The organism is Methanohalophilus euhalobius, from assembly GCF_900215215.1.
Lineage (GTDB): Archaea > Halobacteriota > Methanosarcinia > Methanosarcinales > Methanosarcinaceae > Methanohalophilus > Methanohalophilus euhalobius.
The window spans coordinates 23,318-41,382 of sequence record NZ_OBDR01000011.1 but is presented as its reverse complement, the minus strand read 5'-3'; the positions used below and the strand labels follow the sequence as shown (position 1 = coordinate 41,382).

Below are 18,065 nucleotides of genomic sequence, written 5' to 3'. Positions count from 1 at the left end.
GAAACCGTCTCCTCCTCCAACCTAAAAATTTCGCTTTTTTGTCAGGAGAACCCATTTGACAGTATCAAATAATTCACGTCAATTTCTACTATTTCATCCCTTTTTGTCTTAAAATCAGTGTATTTATGGCATCAAAGTTAGCGTAAATATACCTTTTTACCTTATTTTTCATGTAATCCACGGTAACTGTCAAATTCAATAGGCTATTTTTCATGAATTTTGTAGACTTAGACTTGAGTTCATCGAACTCATATCGCATCAGTGATATGAACAATTGTGCAATGAAACCAATAATCACCGCCCCATAAATACTAGCATCCGTCCACACCCGCAATGGTTTGATCTCGATCTCATTCTTAAGAGAATTAATGATTTTTCAACCGAATCCTTTTTTCTGTATGTAGAAAGAGCCTGTTTTAGTGTCAAATCCCTGCTTGATTTCAAACAGAAAAATCCTTCTCTGCCTGTAATCACCTTCTCTTCCAGCAGTTTGATACACTCCTTTTCATCCATCTCCATCAGTTTTGTCTGCAAGGAATAAGTCACATCAACAAGTGCATTATTGATCCTGAATCTCTTGGGCAGTTTCTTGTTCTTATCAATGGATTTCTGTATATCCTTTGCCTGTTGTATCTGTCTCATGACCTTCCTTGCTCTGGAATCAAGTTGTTCCTTCTGCAATTTCTTTGAAAAATAGAAGTAGTTGACACTACTTGGTTTCACTATCTTGAGCCCGTATATTCCATCCTTTGCATTGATCAGTTTAGGAAAAGATTCCCAGAACGTAGCTATTTTCTTATCATCACTTTTGTTCAGTTTCCTTGCAGTCAGATAATGCATCTCATCTTCTCTTATCAAGGAAGTGTTGTCTACACTATGAGCTCCTTTATCAAAAACTACAAGAGAACCTCTGTTCAGTCTTCTGTTAACTTGCTGATACGTTTTCTTGAAATGTTTCTGATCATTCAGGTTTCCTTTTTCAACTGTAATGCCCACAGGAACATTGATTGGTTTAGCAAGTTCACTTATACCCAGTGTGACCTGCTTCTTATCTGGCCTGTGGTCACGAATGTATCCGTATTGTTGCAGATTAGAAATCTGCAACTCCTGTTAAATCTTTGATTTAACACGATTACCCAGTGGTGATTTATCACCATGTAATACGATACTGGTCCAATCCATGTTGATATTGGTATGTTCAAAATCGTATCTTGCAAACAGTCTGTCCTGGATATCGGAAATAATCGTTTCACGATTATTTCCCATGGTTTCAAGAACCCTGTACAGAGTTCGTTCACTGAATTCAGGAAGAGTAAAAGTGTCAAGGACTTCCTCACGATTGATCCATTCATGAGCTTTACTTATGCTGAAATTATCCGTCAGTTTGTAACTTACAAGGGCTTTGAGCAGGTTGTTGATGTCAATACCATTCTTCTTGTGTTTACCAAAAACTAAAAGGCAGATCGAGGATTTCGTAAAGTTGGTTTACGGCAAGGACAGTTCCGATAGGAAAGCATATATTCTTGTTAGGAATAATCTCATATGTTCTTAGTTTTTGTTGCATTTTTACCGAATACAACAAGGCTAAGAACACTATTATTACTTTTGACTGTCAAAGTCGGGATTAATATCCTATGTATCTATATATCCACCTCACAAAATTATTTATATGAAGAATGGAGATGCTATATTTTATTTTTTATAGATTGCAGCATTAATATATCATTATTATCAAGAGATTGTGAAAACAAGATTAAAAATACATAAAAAAGCATAAACATACTAACAAACATAATCAGTACAAAAAAACTTGATGAAAACAAAAACTTACTTAAATAAAAACCAAGAACAAGCAAAATAGATATCATGGTAATTTTTAAATAATTTCTTGAATATGGATGTATTTTCAAAAATTTATACAAACTTATCGTCATGTATATCTCTATCAATATAAAAGATGATGCTGATGCTATAGCGGCACCGTTCATGCTCAGCATAGGAATCAAAATTAAATTTAAAATTATATTTAAAATAGCACTAATAAAAGAACATTTCATTAAAAAATTGGATTTACCGGTAGATAACAAAGTATAATAATTAAAACCAAAATATGAATTAGAAATAAAACCTATAGACAATATTTGTAAAGTTGTGCTAGCTTCAGTATACTGTGGACCAAAAAGTAAATTTAATACAAAATCAGGGAAAATGAAGACTATAAAGAAAAATGGAAGAGTTAACATGAACCCCCATTTAGTCAAAGTTGCGTTAATTATCCCAAGTTCTTTAACTTGGTTTTTACTATATAATTGAGATATAATTGGTACATAGAGAAAACTTAAAGAACTTATAATAATAGAAAGAAGGCTGGATATAGGATATGCTGCATTATAAGCACCAACAATATCTGGGTTTTTGAAGTAACCAAGCATTAGCGTATCAGTCCATGACATTATCGTTAATAATATACCAGCCACAAAAAGAGGAATTGAATATGAGACCAGGTCTTTTGTTATGTTATTAGCACTTATTTCATTCCATTTAATCATAAAAGGTGGTTTTTTAAGAAAATATATCGTTAATGTTAAACCAGTGATTACAATGGATATGACATAAGCACAAACCATCGCAACATAAGATCTGCCCAACAAAATAATTACAGTCAAAAAAAGAAGATACACAATTGGCCTCAAAAAATCACTAAAAAAAACTTTTGTTTTTGTTATATTAAAACTTCTATATATTGCTATAATAATACTTATTAAAACAGAAAAAGGAATTGACACTGATAAGATTTTTAATATCAGAGACGCGTCTGATGCATTAAATATATCTGTTGCTATAAAATTTGATGCCATAAAAAATATTACAGTGATAAAAATACTTGTAGTCAAACTAATTATTATAGATGAAAATATTGTAGCTTTAATGTTTTCGGGATCATTCTTACCTCTAAAGTGGGCAATATATTTTACAGATCCTTCTTGCAAACCTAGAGTAGATATAGTGGTTAGAATTAATACAACTGTAACTCCTAAAGTAAAAATTCCATATTCATATTGAGCTGTGTATCTTGCAAAAATAATTTTGCCCAAAAATCCCAAAAATAAACTAAAAAACGTACCAACCAATACAATACTAGAGCTTTTTGTTATTTTATTGAGTGACTTATTTATTAAATCAGACATAGAATCACAATAATTTCCTATTAGGTATCTACTTCAAAGAAATTATGCCATGCCAACATTTTTCCAACATTTCAACTACGACCATACACATCATCGAACCTGACAATATCATCCTCTGCCACATATTCTCCCAGCTGCACTTCAATGATCCCCAGGGGAATCTTGCTAGGATTACCCAGCCTGTGCCGCTCACCTGCACGGATAAAGGTACTTTCCCCGGGCCTGACAAAATAATCGTCGCCATTGACATGTACTTCAGCCATGCCTGTCACAACCACCCAGTGCTCACTTCTGTGATAATGCAACTGGAGACTGAGTTTTTGCTCCGGCATGACCACTATTTTCTTAATCACGTGATTGTTGGATGCTTCAAGGACTGTATAGGAGCCCCAGGGTCGATACACCGTCTGGCCGATTTTGGCACGGGAGTCATTCTTTTCCTTGAGCTGGTTTACAATCTGCTTGACCTTCTGGCTGCTCTCTTTAGGACTTATGAGCAGGGCATCCGGAGTATCCACGACAATCATGTCATTCACATCGATCAGGGAGATGAGTTTCCCGTTTCTGGAATGCACCAGATTCTGTTGGGAATCAAGGGGCAGGAGTTCACAGTCATATACCACGTTGTCGTCCGAATCCTTATCCAGTTCATCATAGAGAGCAGCAAAGTTGCCCAGGTCACTCCACTTGTATTGCAGGGGAACTACGGCCACTTTCTGCGATTTTTCCATGACACCGTAGTCCACGGATATGGAAGGCACCTCTGCATAAACCTGGTTTATATCTTCATTATGTTCAAATGACTCATAAATTTCAGGCGCACACTGTGCCAGTTCACTGAAAAAAGTTTCTGTATTGAAAAGGAACATGCCACTGTTCCAGAGACAGCCTTCCTCAATATACCGGCGAGCGGTTTCTTCATCAGGTTTTTCCCTGAATTCGGAGACTTTTTGTCCGATACCCAGATTCTCAGCAGGCTTAATGTAGCCATAACCTGTATTTGGAGAGGTCGGTTTGATGCCAAAAGTTAAAAGATAACCCCCCCGGGATGCCAGGGATTTTGCCTCTGAAATGGTTTGCATGGCCCGGGAATCCAGCACATGATCAGAAGAGAAAATGCCTGCATTGGATTCCCCGAACCTCTCCCGGATTTCTTTCATCCCGAAACAGATCGCAGGCAGGGTATTTTTGCCTTCAGGTTCAATCAACACATTCTCTTTAGGATAATCATAACCCAATTCCTGTATCTGGCCTATAACGTAGAATTTCTGGTCCTCATTGGTAACCACGAATATTTCCGATACATCAGATACCTCACTGCAGCGCAGGAAAGTCTGCTGGAAGAGGGAATATTCTCCAATTTTTAAGAACTGTTTCGGATAATGCTCTCTGCTGAGCGGCCAGAGACGGGTGCCGGAACCTCCTGCAAGAATGATGGACTTCATGTTGTTTCACCAAAATTATTGAGTGGGAATTAGGGAAATAGTTCCCTATATTTTGTTATATAATAAGAATCATTTGCAAATGTTATACACATAAATATTGGAATTATGTATCGGAACTAAGCATTCAAAGTAATTCTCGCACAGTTTGCCTGACACTTTCCCCAGAATTTATTTCGGGCTTCCAGCCCAGATTTTTAAGTTTCTCCACAGCAAGGCACATTTTCGGTACATCGCCTTTCCAGCCGCGGGAGCCTCCGGTATAATTGAATGTAACATCTGCCAGGCCCATTTCTTTTACCACGGCCTCACCTATCTCAGTGGCACTGATGGTATCCTCTGAACCAATATTGAAGATGTTCACGTTTTCAGAATCTACACCTTTTGCATTTTTCACCACGAAAAGAATGGCTTCTACACATTGCGTAACATGGAGATAGGATTTGGATTGTTGGCCATCTCCAAGGATCTCCAGTGTTTCAGGATTGGCTTTTAGTTTTCTGATAAAATCAAAGATTATACCGTGATTACTACGGCTTCCAATGATATTGGCAAAACGAAATAGCCAGCAGTTCATATCAAACGTATGGCAGTATGATGTGATCAGCGCCTCACTTGCAAGTTTGGATGCTCCGTAAAGGGAAATTGGGACAAGTGGCCCATAATCTTCGGGCGTGGGAATAACTTTTGCCTCCCCGTACACCGTGGATGTAGAGGTGAAAACAATATTCTCTACATTATTCTTACGCATAGCCTCCAGCAGATTATAGGTAGTAAGAATATTCTGGTCGAAGTGTACCTTTGTATTTTCCGCACCCAGCCGGACATCGGGATTGGCTGCCACGTGATAGACCAGATCAATATTGTTGCAGGCTTCATTGATAGCAGGTTCGTCAAGCAGATCGGCTTCCAGAAATGTGAAATTTGGTTTGTCGAGATGAGATTCTATGTATTCCTTGTTCCCTGAACTTAAATTGTCAATCACTGTGACTTCATAGCCTTCAGAGACTAGACTGTCTACCAGATGGCTGCCGATAAACCCCGCACCGCCTGTTATCAGTATCTTTTGTATCTGTTTCTCCGCCACTATTTGAGCCTCACAACAATGATGAATGCTGCTTATAATATTTTTTTATAGTATAAGATGTATTCGGAAGAGGTGTTATTGGACATAAAACGTTTGAATTAAAATATGCATCCTTAGTATATTATAATGCTTTTGTGGACTGCGGAGAAAAAATAGTGTTTCCGGTACATCCCAGGACGGCCAAATACATGAAGCAGTACGGCCTGTGGGAAAAAGCCAGTGCAAATCTGGTACTCACAACACCGGTGGGCTATCTGGACATGCTCAAACTCACGGGTAATGCAAAGAAGGTGCTGACCGACTCCGGTGGGTTGCAGAAGGAGGCCTGCATGCTGGGTCTGCCCTGCATTACCCTGCGGGAGAATACCGAGTGGGTGGAGACCGTGGAGGCCGGCTGGAATGTGCTGGTGGGTGCGGAGTATGGGGAGATTTTCAAGCAGATCAGGGAATTTGAAGGCGCCGCTGTGAAGACGGATGCATTTGGATGTGGAGATGCTTGTGAGAAGATTGTTAAAATTATCCCGATTATCCAATTATTTTCTATGGGAAGGAGAGATGATACTTGACATTAACAACAACGAATGAATGTCTTCTTAAATATCAAAAATTCATTGAAACCACGGAGTTCAACCCGAAGATCATACGATGTCTCTTTGTGAACGCCTATAATCAGTTCCTCGCAGGAACCATATTGGCTGAGAAGGGGCTGAACACCCCGTCATTTAACTGTCTGAGGATGGGACTGGAAAGCGAGTGGATTGGAATTATCCTCACAAGAAACCGTGAGATGGGGCTCTTCTGGGCTTTTGGTGTAGGAAACGATGCCACACAAAAACAACTGATCCAGCTGGAACGACCATTCGAGATCAGAAAGAACCTCGGGAATACGGAGAGAATCACCATCAAAGACCGAAACGAGATCTATGCGGCTCTCTCTGATAAAAGCCATACAAAGATGGGGAGTGTGACACGGTTTCTGATCCCACGAGATGCCCATCCCTCTGATGGATATGTAGACTGTATCCCGCCTGGTGGTATGCGGGAAGAAAAGGCTGTTGAGAATATCCTTCAGGGAGTCCGGGTGGTACTCTCGTTCGCTCTGGCGGAGATTGAGGACAGTCTCGGGTGTCACCTTCTGGAGAACAGGTGGACATGGAACCGTAATGAATTGAGATATATCTCTGGCGGGGGATATGCAGATTCCCATGGGGAATTTGAACCCCATATTACATCAAAAGGGCATCCTGGTAGAGACTCGATGCAGCTCATGTCCCTCCTGAGTGCAATCCGCCATGGAAAAATCTGATTTCGGACAAATTGCAATAAAAACCAATTTATTTATAGCCTAACGACATATTTGAGTATACCAAAGCAATGAGGAAATTACATGTCAAACACAAGCAAACTACCAACTGTTCATTCTATCTTTGATGGACAAATCGGTGCACCAACATGTAAAGACTTCGCGGATTTGCCACGGGATGAACAATCTAAACGCCTTGAAGAAATGGCACGGAAGGCAACAACCCGTGCAGCAAAGGATGCTCTCGAAAATGGCAGGTCTATTACATTCCAACAGGGTAATGCTATTGTCAGGAAACATCCGGATGGTAGGATTGAAGTACTAAAAACACTTGAAAATGCATTTGTAACCCCTAAAAAACGTGTTTATAAGATATGAAACGGATTCGAATAATCGCGGGTCCAAATGGATCAGGCAAATCTACCCTGGTCAAACAATTTACTGAAGGTAAGCCCTGGTTACTAAATAAACAATTGCATGTTGATCCTGACAAACTTAATATCACAGACACTATTGATTTTGGAAAATTTGGGATACAAACAAATATATCCGAATTCAAAGACCATCTTTTAAAATCAACCCTATTCCCAAAAAGTAATATTGATATTGAAGATATCAAATTTGGAAACAATTGTCTTATCAATGATCTAAACAATCCATATGTTGGTTCACTGGTAGCAGATTTCATTAGAGATCAGCTAGTTGAGTCAGATATCAATTTATTTTCATTTGAAACAGTATTTTCACATGAATCTAAACTTGAATTCATGGAACGAGCTAAGCAAAAAGGTTGGAGCCTATACCTTTATTTTGTAAGTACATCAGATATTACAATTAATCAAGATCGAGTGAAAGAACGTGCTGAGAAAGGAGAGCATAGTGTTCCTGATCAGAAAATAATAGATCGATATATAAAATCAAATAATTTTTTATATGACGCATCAAAGCTATGCAGAAGAGCATATGTATTCGACAATTCAACTGAAGGTTCAGCTGTCTTAATTGCAGAAAAAGATGTTGATGGAACAATTTTGATAAAAACTGAAAATCAGTTACCACGCTGGGTTGTTACATATCTTTTTTCGAAACTTGAATCTTAATTTATCCTGTTTCATAAAATTGATACTGATGATATGAAAATATCATTTTGAATTATTTTTTGGTCAGCGATGTGAATTATCGGTCAAATCGAATTTTCGGACAAAATAGTAGTTCAGCCCTGATCTTCACCAGGATGCACTGTTCGGGATAGCCGGAGGTTGTGTTTTCAAGAATAATGGAACCAGAACCTACATCTGAAGAGTCGTATATTTTGGAGGAGAGATGGATTGTTCTTTTTGTAGTCGTTGTTTGCCCAGGTCTTGTTAAACAAAACCCTGATATAATATATTAATTGTGCAAATAGAATACAGATGTCTAATGCTCTTGTCTGACATAACTCCATAACTAAACAGGCTGTCCGACAAAACTCATACCCTCGTCCCTCCCCTATCCGCAAGTTTCTCAATAACCCTCTCCGCAACCTCATCGATCCGACCTTTCCGTTTACGTCTCTCATACTCTCCAACAATATGATCAACCGCCGCACTTTTCTTGCACTTCCTCTCCTTCATCACCCTGTGGATTACCAAAAGAGTATTCCTGTCCACGGTGGCATGGATAATCGCCCTCAGAAAGCCACCTCCTGCAAAAAGATCAGTCCTTGTCCTCCTCGTATAGTTCATTCAGTTCTCTGGACAATTCGTTGGCCTTCTCCAGCACCTCCGGTGAATTGGCAATCTTGGCAAGATTTACCTGCGTGCGGGAAACGTTCTGGTTCACATTGACCTCCACATTCCCTTTTCGCTAAGTTCCGGACAACTGCGCTCAAGCCACCAGGCAGCCGCCCGCCAGTTTTTAGCCGCGGCCCTTTAGATAATGGCAACATTGCACGCTATGGCCTCGGCGCGAGCCTTTTTAACCTCGAAATAAAAATAAAATCTGATTTGTGGCTCAGATATGATAGCCACAATTTGAGGTGTTGATAACACTAAATTAATCAAAATATTTCATGCCCGTTCTTATCTCCTCTGCCAATCCCCTTATACACAAACCCTGCATCAATGAAAGCATCCGGCTCCCCCACATTCCTGCCATCCACGATAACAGAATGAGTCTGTCCGGACAACTCCTGCAACTGCCCGGGATACAGAGAATAATACGGCCTGTGGCCTGCAAAGATCACGCTATGTCCACACACATTACGGAAGGAAACTCCTGCTCTAAAAGTTGAATATATACATACAGTACTTAGCTAATTTTGAGCACCTGAACTTAACAACACCTCCCGATAGCTTTATATGTGGCGAGAACGCCGCCATATGTCATTTCCACCATCCAATTCAAGGACATGTGAGAAGGTTGAATTAAGACCAAAACAGTGTATTGATGCTTTGCATAAGATCGAATTCTAAATTTTTCTGAAATAAAGCCTGGTTAAACTTGCCACAACCTGAAAACTATCTGGATATATCACAGGTAAATTACACATAATCATAGTATCAGAGTATTACTATTTTCAAAATCCTGTTCTGCTGGTCATGTGGCTGCAAAGGCCCTGTATATCCATCATTCATGGAATATACTGGCTGCAGGTTTTGGCATCCTGTATTTAATTGTACCATCGGCAACAAGGTGTTTTTCCATAGCATCAGAATAATCACTTCTTACAAATGCCAGAATGGATTCAAGATGTTGCCTGTTTGTATCTTCAGTAAATGATCTGACTTCTCTGTAGATATCATCAAGTTTTTCCCTTATATCTCCGAGTTCGGATTCGCAATTATTGTTCATAATATAGAATTTACACACATTGCATATAAGGGTTCCTAGTAAAACCTTAAAGGTTATAGGAGTTACTCCACTATACAAGAGTTATTGTAATGCCGATTAAGTATATATGAGTAACTATCGATTATCTATTGTGGTTCAAATGTTCCAAAGAACATGAAGCCACATAAAAAACCATAAAGGAGAAAACAAAATGAGCGTAAAAGAAGAAATCCATTCCCAGATTGTTGGAGCACTGGCAGATGCATCATTCCCTATAAACTCACCTGAAGAGCTTCTTGCAGCAATGCCTGCTGGTGCAGACACTAAATGTAAAGCAGGAGATGTAGAGATTACCGCAGGAGAAGCAGGTGCACTTCTTACACCAGAAGATTTCCCAATTGAGAGTGCAAAGCAGGTCGCTGACACCCTCGTTGAAAGGGCTGGGTTGTAATAACCACACCCTTTTGCACACAACACTTAAGATGTTTACAAACTGATTGTCAATAGGAGGGAATAATAATGAAAATTCTTGGTGTATCAGGTTCCCCTATCAAAGACAGTAATGCGGATCGTGCTCTAAAAGCAGCCCTTGAAGCAACAGACATGGAATACGAATTTGTCAAGATTATTGATTATACTGTTGCTCCCTGTAAGGCTTGCCTGGGCTGTGTAAAAACGAATGTCTGTGTAATTAAAGACGACGGCATTGCTTTGGCAGAAAAAGCTAAAGAAGCAGATGCTCTTATTATTGCAGGTTTTACACCATATTCCACCCTTGATTCGCGCACAAAAGCATTTATTGAACGACTTTATTCACTCCGCCATCAATATGGATTCATGCAAGGAAAACCAGGGGGAGCAATAATCACATCTGCAATCCCGAAGGATTTTGAGATGATGCCACCCGCCTCTGATAACGGTATCAATGCAATTACATATTACATGATGGAAGAAGGGATGGAGGCTGTAGGCTCTGTTAGGATCCTTGGCAATAATCCATGTGTTCGATGCAGATTTGGAGACGAATGTGACATGAGCGGTATCAAGATGATGTTTGGTCCAGATGCAACAAAAGAGTCTGTAGGAATAAACAAATTTGAGGACCAACCTGAAGCTGTCAATGCCGCAAAAGAACTGGGCAAGAATATTGCAGAATACCTGAAGTCAAAAGAATAAACCAGGAATGCTTACAGTATATTTTTTAAACGCTGTGTACAATGTTTTACTGTGGTATTTTTGAATAGTATCATAAATAGTTCTTGTCAAAAGGAGATAAAAATGACAGAAAACAATATTACAGAAGATTTGAGAAACATGGCCTCTGAGTTAGGTGTAGATTTTATCAGTATAACCAATAAATCCTGCTTTGAAGATTCAGATTATACTGGAAACAAACCTCAGGATGTAATGGAAAATTTACAATCAGTAATAATCCTGGGGGTTTCTGTACCACGAGGAGCTTTTGAAACCTTACCAAAGGGCAGAGGCGAATATACAAATACACTTATGGCAGCTACAACTACATTGAGGGTCATTGCATTCAAGTTAGCCAAACTTATTGAAAAAGAAGGTTATATGGCAACGATTGCTCCAAGTGAAGGAAGTGAGTACGGTTACTGGTATGCCAATCGTGAAACACTTAAAGCAGATTTATCTTTCAAATATGCTGCTTATCGTGCAGGCGTGGGAAACTTTGGCATGAATCATCTTCTGATAACAAAGGACTTTGGACCTAAAGTACGTATGGCTGCTATACTGACGGATGCACCATTGGATACAGAAGAAAAAACCGATTTGCCATTTATAAATGATGCATGCAGTGAATGCATGAAGTGTATCGAAGTGTGTCCGGTTGATGCTCTTACATCAGAAGGGGTCATTCATAGAGAAAAATGCGCTGAGTATATGTTTAATGTTCTTGGCGGACTTCGATGCGGACTATGCATTAAAGTGTGCCCTTTGAACAATTTCTAATTGATTCAAGTATGGGAAAATAAAAGATTAAATGAACTCAAACTGAGTTGTGATTAATCTTTGTTAATAGCACTTGAACCCCCGATGAATTGCAGGAAATCAGAAATATCCAGTCACTGAACCTTTGCCTGAATTTCTTTTGCGAATTCCCTTGCCTTCTGTACACGAGATTCGTCAGGCTGACCCTTTGTGGAAGAACCCATCTCAGCAAACTCTCTCATTTGTGGATCATCGGATTCCAGCAACCTGTCGATTAGAGGTTGTGCCAACTCACCCTGACAATCAAATGTACCAAGATAATTTCCAGTGGCTGCGATATCCTTGCAGGAGCCGGTCCATGAATGAATGGCTTCGGTTCCTTCGGGAACAGCATGGGTCATGAAAAATGCTATATTCTTACCAGCTACATTCTCTTTTACAACTTCAGAGACATTTTCTGGAATGTTGAATTGCTGGACCGGAAAACCCACAAACACGAGATCATAACCTTCGAAGTTGCTTACATCTTTGATGTCTTTGATATCCTTCTCACCGGTAATTTCCTCATATATTGCTTCAGCTATTTTCTTTGTATTTCCTGTCTGTGACATATATGTTACTAATGTTTTCATATAATCCCTCCTATAATTACTTAAAAATTACTTGTTCCTATCTTATATAAATATGGGTTAGTGAAATGCCTTTTTTCGTTTTCGGTACAGTATGGCAACTCAAGTATAGATGAGAATGTAGATTTATGAAATCAGGTACAATTAGAGGCCTTATGGGGATTGAGACAAGATAACTGGCTCAATACCTTGTTGGTAAAAAGAAAACCGTTGATTTTGTGTCACAAGGATATGAAATTGAAAGACAGGACAATATGGAAATAAGGAAGTTGATTCTTGATATATCCTATGTTGAGTGGAAAAATCTAGGTTTTTCAAAAGGAACATTGCATTACATGAAACAAAATGCAAAAGCAGACAAGCCTTTTAAACTTAATGCTCATGTAAGAGAACGTTTAGAACAATGGGAAAAACTTGTTGCAAATGCTTGAATTTGGTGTCGCTTAGCTGTCCTTTTTGTCTCTTTGAGTGGGAATTCAGGAGACAAATGTAGGCGACAGACAAGAGACAGAACAGACGGACACAAAAGACAAACTAAGCGAAACTATAGCTTGAAAGATGTTTCATATAAAAAAATGAGGAGGGATTTCATATGAATTCATGTGAACTATTATTTTTATTACAAAAAGAAGCTTCCAATTTATCTTCAGGGTATCTAGCAAGGGTTAATAAAAAAGAAACAGGGGATATTCAGGGTCCTCGTGGGAGTCTTCAGTATAATATTGAATATCTTGCAAAATATAACCGTAAGAAATTTTATGAATTAAAAGAAAGAAATTGCACAGATTTGTCCGAGGAGATTGATACTGGAAAGCTTGAAGATTTTAGTTTCAGGATTAACAAGTATATGGATGAGTATGCTCCCGATCAAAGGTATTTGAAGGAATATACCCGTATTATTTCCACATATCTGACTTTTATAGTGAAAGAACCACTTCATCCGCCAGGAATGTACATGGATGAAAATCAGACGGTTTTTGAAAACGATGGCATTTAATTACTGTCCTGCAAAGAGTGAGCATATATTAGAGGAAATGTCCCTGTGCAAATACTGTGTTTGCAGAGCAACATAACTATTGCCTGTCTATAGGTAGCTATTTAGTACATACTTAATCAGCACTATACTTAATTCACTTGGGTAACTCCAACTATGTTAAAAACAATATCAATCTGAGTCTTTACATACCGCAAGTTTCGCATTCATATAGGAGTCAATTGCTATTTTCATAGTGCCGTTAATATTGATGATATCCATGTCAAAGGTTTTTGCGAACTCCGATGCGTTTATGGAAAAGTCAGCATTGTCAGAATCCAGTCTGTTTATCTTGAAGAGATGGCTGTAATTTGGATCATTCAGATAGTTGTAATCATTGGATGGTCTATCCGGCTTTATCCTCTCTTTCATGTAAGTAATCCACATCGGGGTTGCATAGAAGACACCTTTTCCTAGTTGATCGGTTTTCGTGTACGCATCGTTGCCACCAAGTGCGGTACTGATGCAATCTTCCACAACCTCACTGTTATTGTCTTTCAGGAAATAAACAGGACAATCAAGTGACTTTAACTTGGTCTTGGATTCATAACTGTAAGCGCATTTCCCGTAGAAAAGCAGGATTCCATCCGAAAACTTTGCCATATCTCTGGCATTGCGGTATACTTCAGAATGCAGACGATCCGTATCAGCATGCAGGTCTTTTGGAAGGAGATTCACTACAATAATGAGATGATCACATTTTCCTGCTTTAAGAGCATAGTGTATCTTCTTGAAAATAGAAAACTTTGGAAAACGCAAAATGCCTTCAGAGAACAGATTTCTACTATTTTCCATAACAATAGCAGATAACCTATCAAAAGGAAATATGAAAGGTCGCATGCCTCTGGACTTCAGTTTCCTCGTCAATCTGAAACTGTTCGTATCTTCAACTAAATACAATTGTCTGATGTCATGATCAATTGAGAGGACATGTACAAGTTCATCTTCAAGCATTTCACATGCAACTATACTCAGAACAGGCATGATTAGATCAGTTTTATTAATTGCTGCTACTTATTTCATTCTTCAGGATCTAGACAAGTTCATCCTAGAGTATTTTACAGGCCAATACACTTAATGCAGACATATTTTTCTCCGAATTTATTTATGCAATTCTCTGTTACTTTTATGAAATTCCACACTATCAATAAGTTATTGGAGTTTTTGACCGACACGCTCTAAGATATCCATAGCTGGAAACACAAAATGGTATTACAAAGTTCATCCCGACTTTGAACCATGTAAAAGTAGTTGCCGCTCCACTTGCAATGACATCACCTTGATTAATGGCTGACAATAGTAAGCCAACAACAAGTACTACCGGGATGCAGAAGCGCAGAGCTTCTCCATTAAAAAATAGTCGAAATGCTTCGATCCATGCTTTCCATTCGGTACCTTTCAAAAAATCCTCCAATAGAACTTGCTAACTTCAATCGCATAATTTAAATAGTTTTTCAGAAGAGAGGGGAAAAAGGAAAAGGTTTCAGAACCTTGTCCTTTCAGCAATTACAGCCACAGCATTTTTCTGTTTACATAAGTGATGCAATCTCTCCACCAAGTTTTGCAATGGGGCAATCATCGCTATGTGTCTCACATGCAAAGCATGCACCTTTCACACTTTCTAATGACTTTTCAAGCTCTTCCTTAGTAACTGTTTTATCTGTATATTTCCACGTTGGCATATATTTTACCTCAATATGCTATATGCAAGTTATTCATATATACTTAATCGGCACTGCACTATACATAGTATATTCAGGTAACTTGAATAACTCTTAAAGTTTCACTGAAAACTCTTATTAACGATGCGCCTAAATCACTATTATGAGCAAAAGATCAGAGTCCGAATTAAATGACATCAAGGAAAAACTCGATGAGATACAGAATGATATGAAGGCATTCATTGAAGATTCCAACAGGGAACACCTCGAAACCATTCTGGCTTTTGTCCGAAATGACTATTCCAATGCCCTGGAAAAACACCTCTCTAACGATATAAAAGAAGGCCTTGCAAAGAATATGGTCGAAAAATGTGAAAGGCTCGAAGTATGCAGACCGTACTTTACAGGTATGTTGCAAAAGAATGCAGCTCTTATCAAACAGGATTCGGTTGACAGTGAAACTATTGATAGCAACCGTGCGGAAATTAAACACATGAGAGAAATCCTGCCTTACAAGAAATGTGACATCTGTCTCGCCGAGACAGGCGACCTTTTTGAAAAACAGGTCAATCTCATGAAGTCCATGAGAATCTATGAAGTAAACAAGGATAAGAAGCAGTATATATCACAGCTTCCAACAGAAGATGTAGTCGATGACATGCTGGAATCTTTATGTCATGCAAAACGTTTCGAGATCTTAAAAGCTATTTCTGGTCAAACGATGAGTTTCTCTGCTCTTTCCAAACTTACAGACCTTCGTGGAGGGAACCTTTTGTTCCATCTTCAGAAACTTACTGATAGCGGCATGATCCTCCAACAGCATGAAAGGGGTGATTATATGATCACCAGTAAAGGATTCAAGGTGATGGAAGGTATCGGTGACATTTATTCTTCTCTCGCTCCAGGAGAAAACTGATTTCCAATTTTCCATAGTATAACTTTTAAGGTCACTATATTATACTAACTACTTAACAGTGCCCCGAATCTTTTTTAATGTTCAAGTTAATTATCATATAGTTAATTCGATGCGTTGTTGCATTTTATTCATCGGTAAAATAATTCATAGATAAGGAGTTTAAAAGATGAAAATACTCGGAATATCAGGAAGCCCAAGGGCAGAATCACGCTCAGGCTCTATTAAAGTTGTAAAGAAGATCGTGGAGAATACAGGATGTGAATATGAACTTATTTCACTGCACGGTAAAAACATAGGTGGATGCATCGCATGTATGGCATGCGTTGAGGACAACGTATGTAAAGTACATGATGACATGGAAACCCTGCGTGATAAAATTGTTGAAGCCGACGCATATGTTTTGGGTGGTGTCAACTATTTTGACACATTGAACGCAGCGATGCTTTCTTTCATGGAAAGATGGTATCAGTTCAGGCACCGTGAAGCTGATATCCTTTGGGGAAAACTTGCAGTTACTATGAGTCTTGGTGGCCATAATCCTGCACCAGCTACTGATGTTCTAAATAAAATCTGTTTCGCTAACGTGATTAAAGTCGTAGACAATGTTCAGGGAATAGGTGCTGCTGGCTGCCACTATTGCGGATACGGTGAAACCTGCAAGGTTGGCATACCCTACCTTCTACAAGGACCTGATGTTGCCCCTATCACCCTGGAAACAACTCCCGATGTTACAAAAGATGAAGAATTAATGCAGGCAGCCGAAGATGCAGGGAAGAAACTTGGCGATATGCTCCGTTCACCTGATTACAGCCGTGGGAAAACCGTACAGGAACTAATGCAAATGATGGAAGCCATGAAAGCAGAACGCTCCAATATTCTGTGAAAAGCTCTGCCCCATCTGCAAAGGTGCACGTGCTGGCAACAGTCTATGTAAAACACTACAGAACATTGAACTGAAGATAACAGGTCCAAATGGTTGTCCATGGGGTAAGGCTAGAACTAATTACTATGGTGTCACGCCTGACCAGCCAATTCCAAAATAAGTACTAAAAAGTAAAAGGTCATAGAAACCTTTTATCGCATCTTTTTCAAATAACAAATTATACCCTTATTAAAACAAATCATTATTTTTATTTTCTGATGTATTGGTTATAATAATTTTCTAATTGTTAGATTTGCAAAAAAATAATTATTTTAGAATGTCTCCTAACAATCTTGAAGGAACTTAAATTTGAACTACTAACTTTCTAAAATTCTGAGTATCTATTTTTCAGGATACCTGTAACCCAAAAAAAACAGATGCGGGGAGTGGGATTCGAACCCACGAACTTCTACAAGACAGGGTCCTAAGCCCTGCGCCTTTGGCCTGGCTGGGCAACCCCCGCAAAAAGATTGAAAAGTATTGCACATATTTCCATATCTACAACCTGTACTTATCGTCCGGCTGTGTGGAAAGTGGTCTTACATGGGCACACATAGATATTAATGTTGCGCAAAAATATCATTCAATCCTTGTGGCAATCTCATGACGTTTCAGGAAATCCGGCAACCCAGGGCGGGTCATAGCTCAGCCTGTCTTTGCGGATGTCATCATGAGAATCCAGGAATTGCTCCAGATAACTGCGTTTATGGAAATGATGGCATCGGAAATGCTGCCCCTGAACTTAACCACTGCAATCCTGCGAGGGGACAGTGTTTGCAGGACCACATCCTCTGAGAGAGGGGCAGTTCATGATCATTTCCGATCTCCTTTGCAATGCTGCGCAGAATTGGTATCGAAACTCCCAATGCTTCAGATGATGTGATACCATACTTTTTCATACCACCCACAGCAGTGGGATTGGCATTCTCATGCAACTTTTTAAGAACAATATCTGTTGTGGTCATGAAAAGACATCAAATACTTACTAATAAATATCTTTGTCCAAAACAGGATTGTAAGAAAAAGTGCGTCGACCGGGATTCGAACCCGGGTTTAGGGCTTGGAAGGCCCCAGTCATAGCCACTAGACCATCAACGCTCACTGCAACCTCTTGATAGTA

General features: G+C 39.0%; 23 protein-coding genes, 2 tRNA genes and 1 pseudogene. 11 read left to right on the top strand and 15 right to left on the bottom strand.

Translation table 11 applies throughout. The features are described 5' to 3' along the window. Positions 1 to 88: 88 nt before the first annotated feature. The 4 genes and pseudogenes from CP947_RS08725 to CP947_RS08710 form a co-directional block, all read right to left on the bottom strand. A pseudogene (locus CP947_RS08725) lies at positions 89 to 1,564 on the bottom strand (IS1634 family transposase). A gap of 121 nt (positions 1,565 to 1,685) precedes the next feature. Beyond that, entirely contained in the window at positions 1,686 to 3,188 is a 1,503-nt protein-coding gene (locus CP947_RS08720) for a flippase (RefSeq protein WP_096712818.1), read from the bottom strand. Between the two features lie 71 nt (positions 3,189 to 3,259). After that, positions 3,260 to 4,633 carry a mannose-1-phosphate guanylyltransferase/mannose-6-phosphate isomerase gene (locus CP947_RS08715; RefSeq protein WP_096712817.1) on the bottom strand — a complete coding sequence of 458 codons (1,374 nt, stop codon included), beginning with the start codon at positions 4,631 to 4,633 and terminating at the stop codon, positions 3,260 to 3,262. Between the two features lie 124 nt (positions 4,634 to 4,757). Next, positions 4,758 to 5,717 carry an NAD-dependent epimerase/dehydratase family protein gene (locus CP947_RS08710; protein ID WP_096712816.1) on the bottom strand — a complete coding sequence of 320 codons (960 nt, stop codon included), beginning with the start codon at positions 5,715 to 5,717 and terminating at the stop codon, positions 4,758 to 4,760. Between the two features lie 155 nt (positions 5,718 to 5,872). On the opposite strand from CP947_RS08710, the gene CP947_RS08705 reads away from it, so the two are divergent. From CP947_RS08705 to CP947_RS08690, 4 genes are all read left to right on the top strand, one after another. Continuing rightward, on the top strand, positions 5,873 to 6,283 hold the full coding sequence (locus tag CP947_RS08705; RefSeq protein ID WP_243641486.1) for a UDP-N-acetylglucosamine 2-epimerase: 411 nt from the start codon (positions 5,873 to 5,875) through the stop codon (positions 6,281 to 6,283). Next, positions 6,280 to 7,023, top strand: a complete 744-nt coding sequence (locus tag CP947_RS08700; RefSeq protein ID WP_132130902.1) for a hypothetical protein — start codon at positions 6,280 to 6,282, stop codon at positions 7,021 to 7,023. Before CP947_RS08705 ends, CP947_RS08700 begins: the two co-directional genes overlap by 4 nt. An 81-nt stretch (positions 7,024 to 7,104) precedes the next feature. Beyond that, a complete protein-coding gene (locus CP947_RS08695) occupies positions 7,105 to 7,398 on the top strand; it encodes a hypothetical protein (protein ID WP_096712814.1) in 294 nt (97 codons plus the stop codon). After that, the gene (locus tag CP947_RS08690) at positions 7,395 to 8,120 is read left to right on the top strand and encodes a hypothetical protein (RefSeq protein ID WP_096712813.1); all 726 of its coding nucleotides are present in this window, start codon (positions 7,395 to 7,397) and stop codon (positions 8,118 to 8,120) included. Before CP947_RS08695 ends, CP947_RS08690 begins: the two co-directional genes overlap by 4 nt. 369 nt (positions 8,121 to 8,489) lie before the next feature. Here the strand turns inward: CP947_RS08690 and CP947_RS08685 are convergent, their stop codons facing one another. The 4 genes from CP947_RS08685 to CP947_RS08675 all read right to left on the bottom strand — a co-directional run bounded on the left by CP947_RS08685 (position 8,490) and on the right by CP947_RS08675 (position 9,852). Further along, on the bottom strand, positions 8,490 to 8,744 hold the full coding sequence (locus CP947_RS08685; protein ID WP_132130903.1) for a hypothetical protein: 255 nt from the start codon (positions 8,742 to 8,744) through the stop codon (positions 8,490 to 8,492). Continuing rightward, positions 8,716 to 8,841 (bottom strand): hypothetical protein, encoded by a 126-nt coding sequence (locus tag CP947_RS10955; protein WP_258082633.1) that lies wholly within the window; start codon positions 8,839 to 8,841, stop codon positions 8,716 to 8,718. The genes CP947_RS08685 and CP947_RS10955 overlap by 29 nt, the downstream gene beginning before the upstream one ends. 217 nt (positions 8,842 to 9,058) lie before the next feature. Continuing rightward, positions 9,059 to 9,259 carry a hypothetical protein gene (locus CP947_RS08680; protein ID WP_172425466.1) on the bottom strand — a complete coding sequence of 67 codons (201 nt, stop codon included), beginning with the start codon at positions 9,257 to 9,259 and terminating at the stop codon, positions 9,059 to 9,061. A gap of 368 nt (positions 9,260 to 9,627) precedes the next feature. Beyond that, on the bottom strand, positions 9,628 to 9,852 hold the full coding sequence (locus CP947_RS08675; protein WP_096712810.1) for a hypothetical protein: 225 nt from the start codon (positions 9,850 to 9,852) through the stop codon (positions 9,628 to 9,630). Positions 9,853 to 10,042: 190 nt separating this feature from the next. On the opposite strand from CP947_RS08675, the gene CP947_RS08670 reads away from it, so the two are divergent. From CP947_RS08670 to CP947_RS08660, 3 genes are all read left to right on the top strand, one after another. Beyond that, complete coding sequence (locus CP947_RS08670) at positions 10,043 to 10,282, top strand: MTH865 family protein (protein ID WP_096712809.1); 240 nt, start codon at positions 10,043 to 10,045, stop codon at positions 10,280 to 10,282. Positions 10,283 to 10,350: 68 nt separating this feature from the next. After that, on the top strand, positions 10,351 to 11,007 hold the full coding sequence (locus CP947_RS08665; protein ID WP_096712808.1) for a flavodoxin family protein: 657 nt from the start codon (positions 10,351 to 10,353) through the stop codon (positions 11,005 to 11,007). A gap of 102 nt (positions 11,008 to 11,109) precedes the next feature. Next, positions 11,110 to 11,805, top strand: a complete 696-nt coding sequence (locus tag CP947_RS08660; protein ID WP_096712807.1) for a 4Fe-4S binding protein — start codon at positions 11,110 to 11,112, stop codon at positions 11,803 to 11,805. A gap of 113 nt (positions 11,806 to 11,918) precedes the next feature. On the opposite strand, the gene CP947_RS08655 is transcribed toward CP947_RS08660, so the two are convergent. Then, positions 11,919 to 12,416 carry a flavodoxin family protein gene (locus tag CP947_RS08655; protein WP_096712806.1) on the bottom strand — a complete coding sequence of 166 codons (498 nt, stop codon included), beginning with the start codon at positions 12,414 to 12,416 and terminating at the stop codon, positions 11,919 to 11,921. A 251-nt stretch (positions 12,417 to 12,667) separates the two neighbouring features. Here CP947_RS08655 and CP947_RS10815 point away from each other — a divergent pair, with 251 nt between their 5' ends. Both CP947_RS10815 and CP947_RS08645 read left to right on the top strand, forming a co-directional pair. Next, complete coding sequence (locus tag CP947_RS10815; RefSeq protein WP_253247334.1) at positions 12,668 to 12,844, top strand: hypothetical protein; 177 nt, start codon at positions 12,668 to 12,670, stop codon at positions 12,842 to 12,844. Positions 12,845 to 13,005: 161 nt separating this feature from the next. Next, positions 13,006 to 13,410, top strand: a complete 405-nt coding sequence (locus CP947_RS08645) for a DUF2115 family protein (RefSeq protein WP_096712805.1) — start codon at positions 13,006 to 13,008, stop codon at positions 13,408 to 13,410. Positions 13,411 to 13,578: 168 nt separating this feature from the next. Here CP947_RS08645 and CP947_RS08640 read toward each other — a convergent pair whose 3' ends face one another. The 3 genes from CP947_RS08640 to CP947_RS10590 form a co-directional block, all read right to left on the bottom strand. After that, complete coding sequence (locus CP947_RS08640; RefSeq protein WP_096712804.1) at positions 13,579 to 14,430, bottom strand: DUF1638 domain-containing protein; 852 nt, start codon at positions 14,428 to 14,430, stop codon at positions 13,579 to 13,581. 160 nt (positions 14,431 to 14,590) lie between these two features. Continuing rightward, positions 14,591 to 14,848 (bottom strand): nitrate/nitrite transporter NrtS, encoded by a 258-nt coding sequence (nrtS, locus tag CP947_RS08635; RefSeq protein ID WP_206631050.1) that lies wholly within the window; start codon positions 14,846 to 14,848, stop codon positions 14,591 to 14,593. 127 nt (positions 14,849 to 14,975) lie between these two features. Next, positions 14,976 to 15,128, bottom strand: a complete 153-nt coding sequence (locus CP947_RS10590) for a hypothetical protein (protein WP_164909049.1) — start codon at positions 15,126 to 15,128, stop codon at positions 14,976 to 14,978. A gap of 142 nt (positions 15,129 to 15,270) precedes the next feature. Between CP947_RS10590 and CP947_RS08630 the strand changes: the two genes are divergently transcribed. Together CP947_RS08630 and CP947_RS08625 are read left to right on the top strand one after the other, a co-directional pair. Beyond that, a complete protein-coding gene (locus CP947_RS08630; protein WP_096712802.1) occupies positions 15,271 to 16,023 on the top strand; it encodes a winged helix-turn-helix domain-containing protein in 753 nt (250 codons plus the stop codon). A 166-nt stretch (positions 16,024 to 16,189) separates the two neighbouring features. Beyond that, entirely contained in the window at positions 16,190 to 16,906 is a 717-nt protein-coding gene (locus CP947_RS08625; protein ID WP_096712801.1) for a flavodoxin family protein, read from the top strand. Positions 16,907 to 17,323: 417 nt separating this feature from the next. Here the strand turns inward: CP947_RS08625 and CP947_RS08620 are convergent. The 3 genes from CP947_RS08620 to CP947_RS08610 form a co-directional block, all read right to left on the bottom strand. After that, positions 17,324 to 17,408: transfer RNA gene (locus CP947_RS08620), tRNA-Leu, on the bottom strand. Between the two features lie 241 nt (positions 17,409 to 17,649). After that, on the bottom strand, positions 17,650 to 17,910 hold the full coding sequence (locus CP947_RS08615; protein ID WP_128754505.1) for a DNA alkylation repair protein: 261 nt from the start codon (positions 17,908 to 17,910) through the stop codon (positions 17,650 to 17,652). A gap of 61 nt (positions 17,911 to 17,971) precedes the next feature. Beyond that, a tRNA-Gly gene (locus tag CP947_RS08610) sits at positions 17,972 to 18,043 on the bottom strand. Positions 18,044 to 18,065 lie beyond the last annotated feature (22 nt).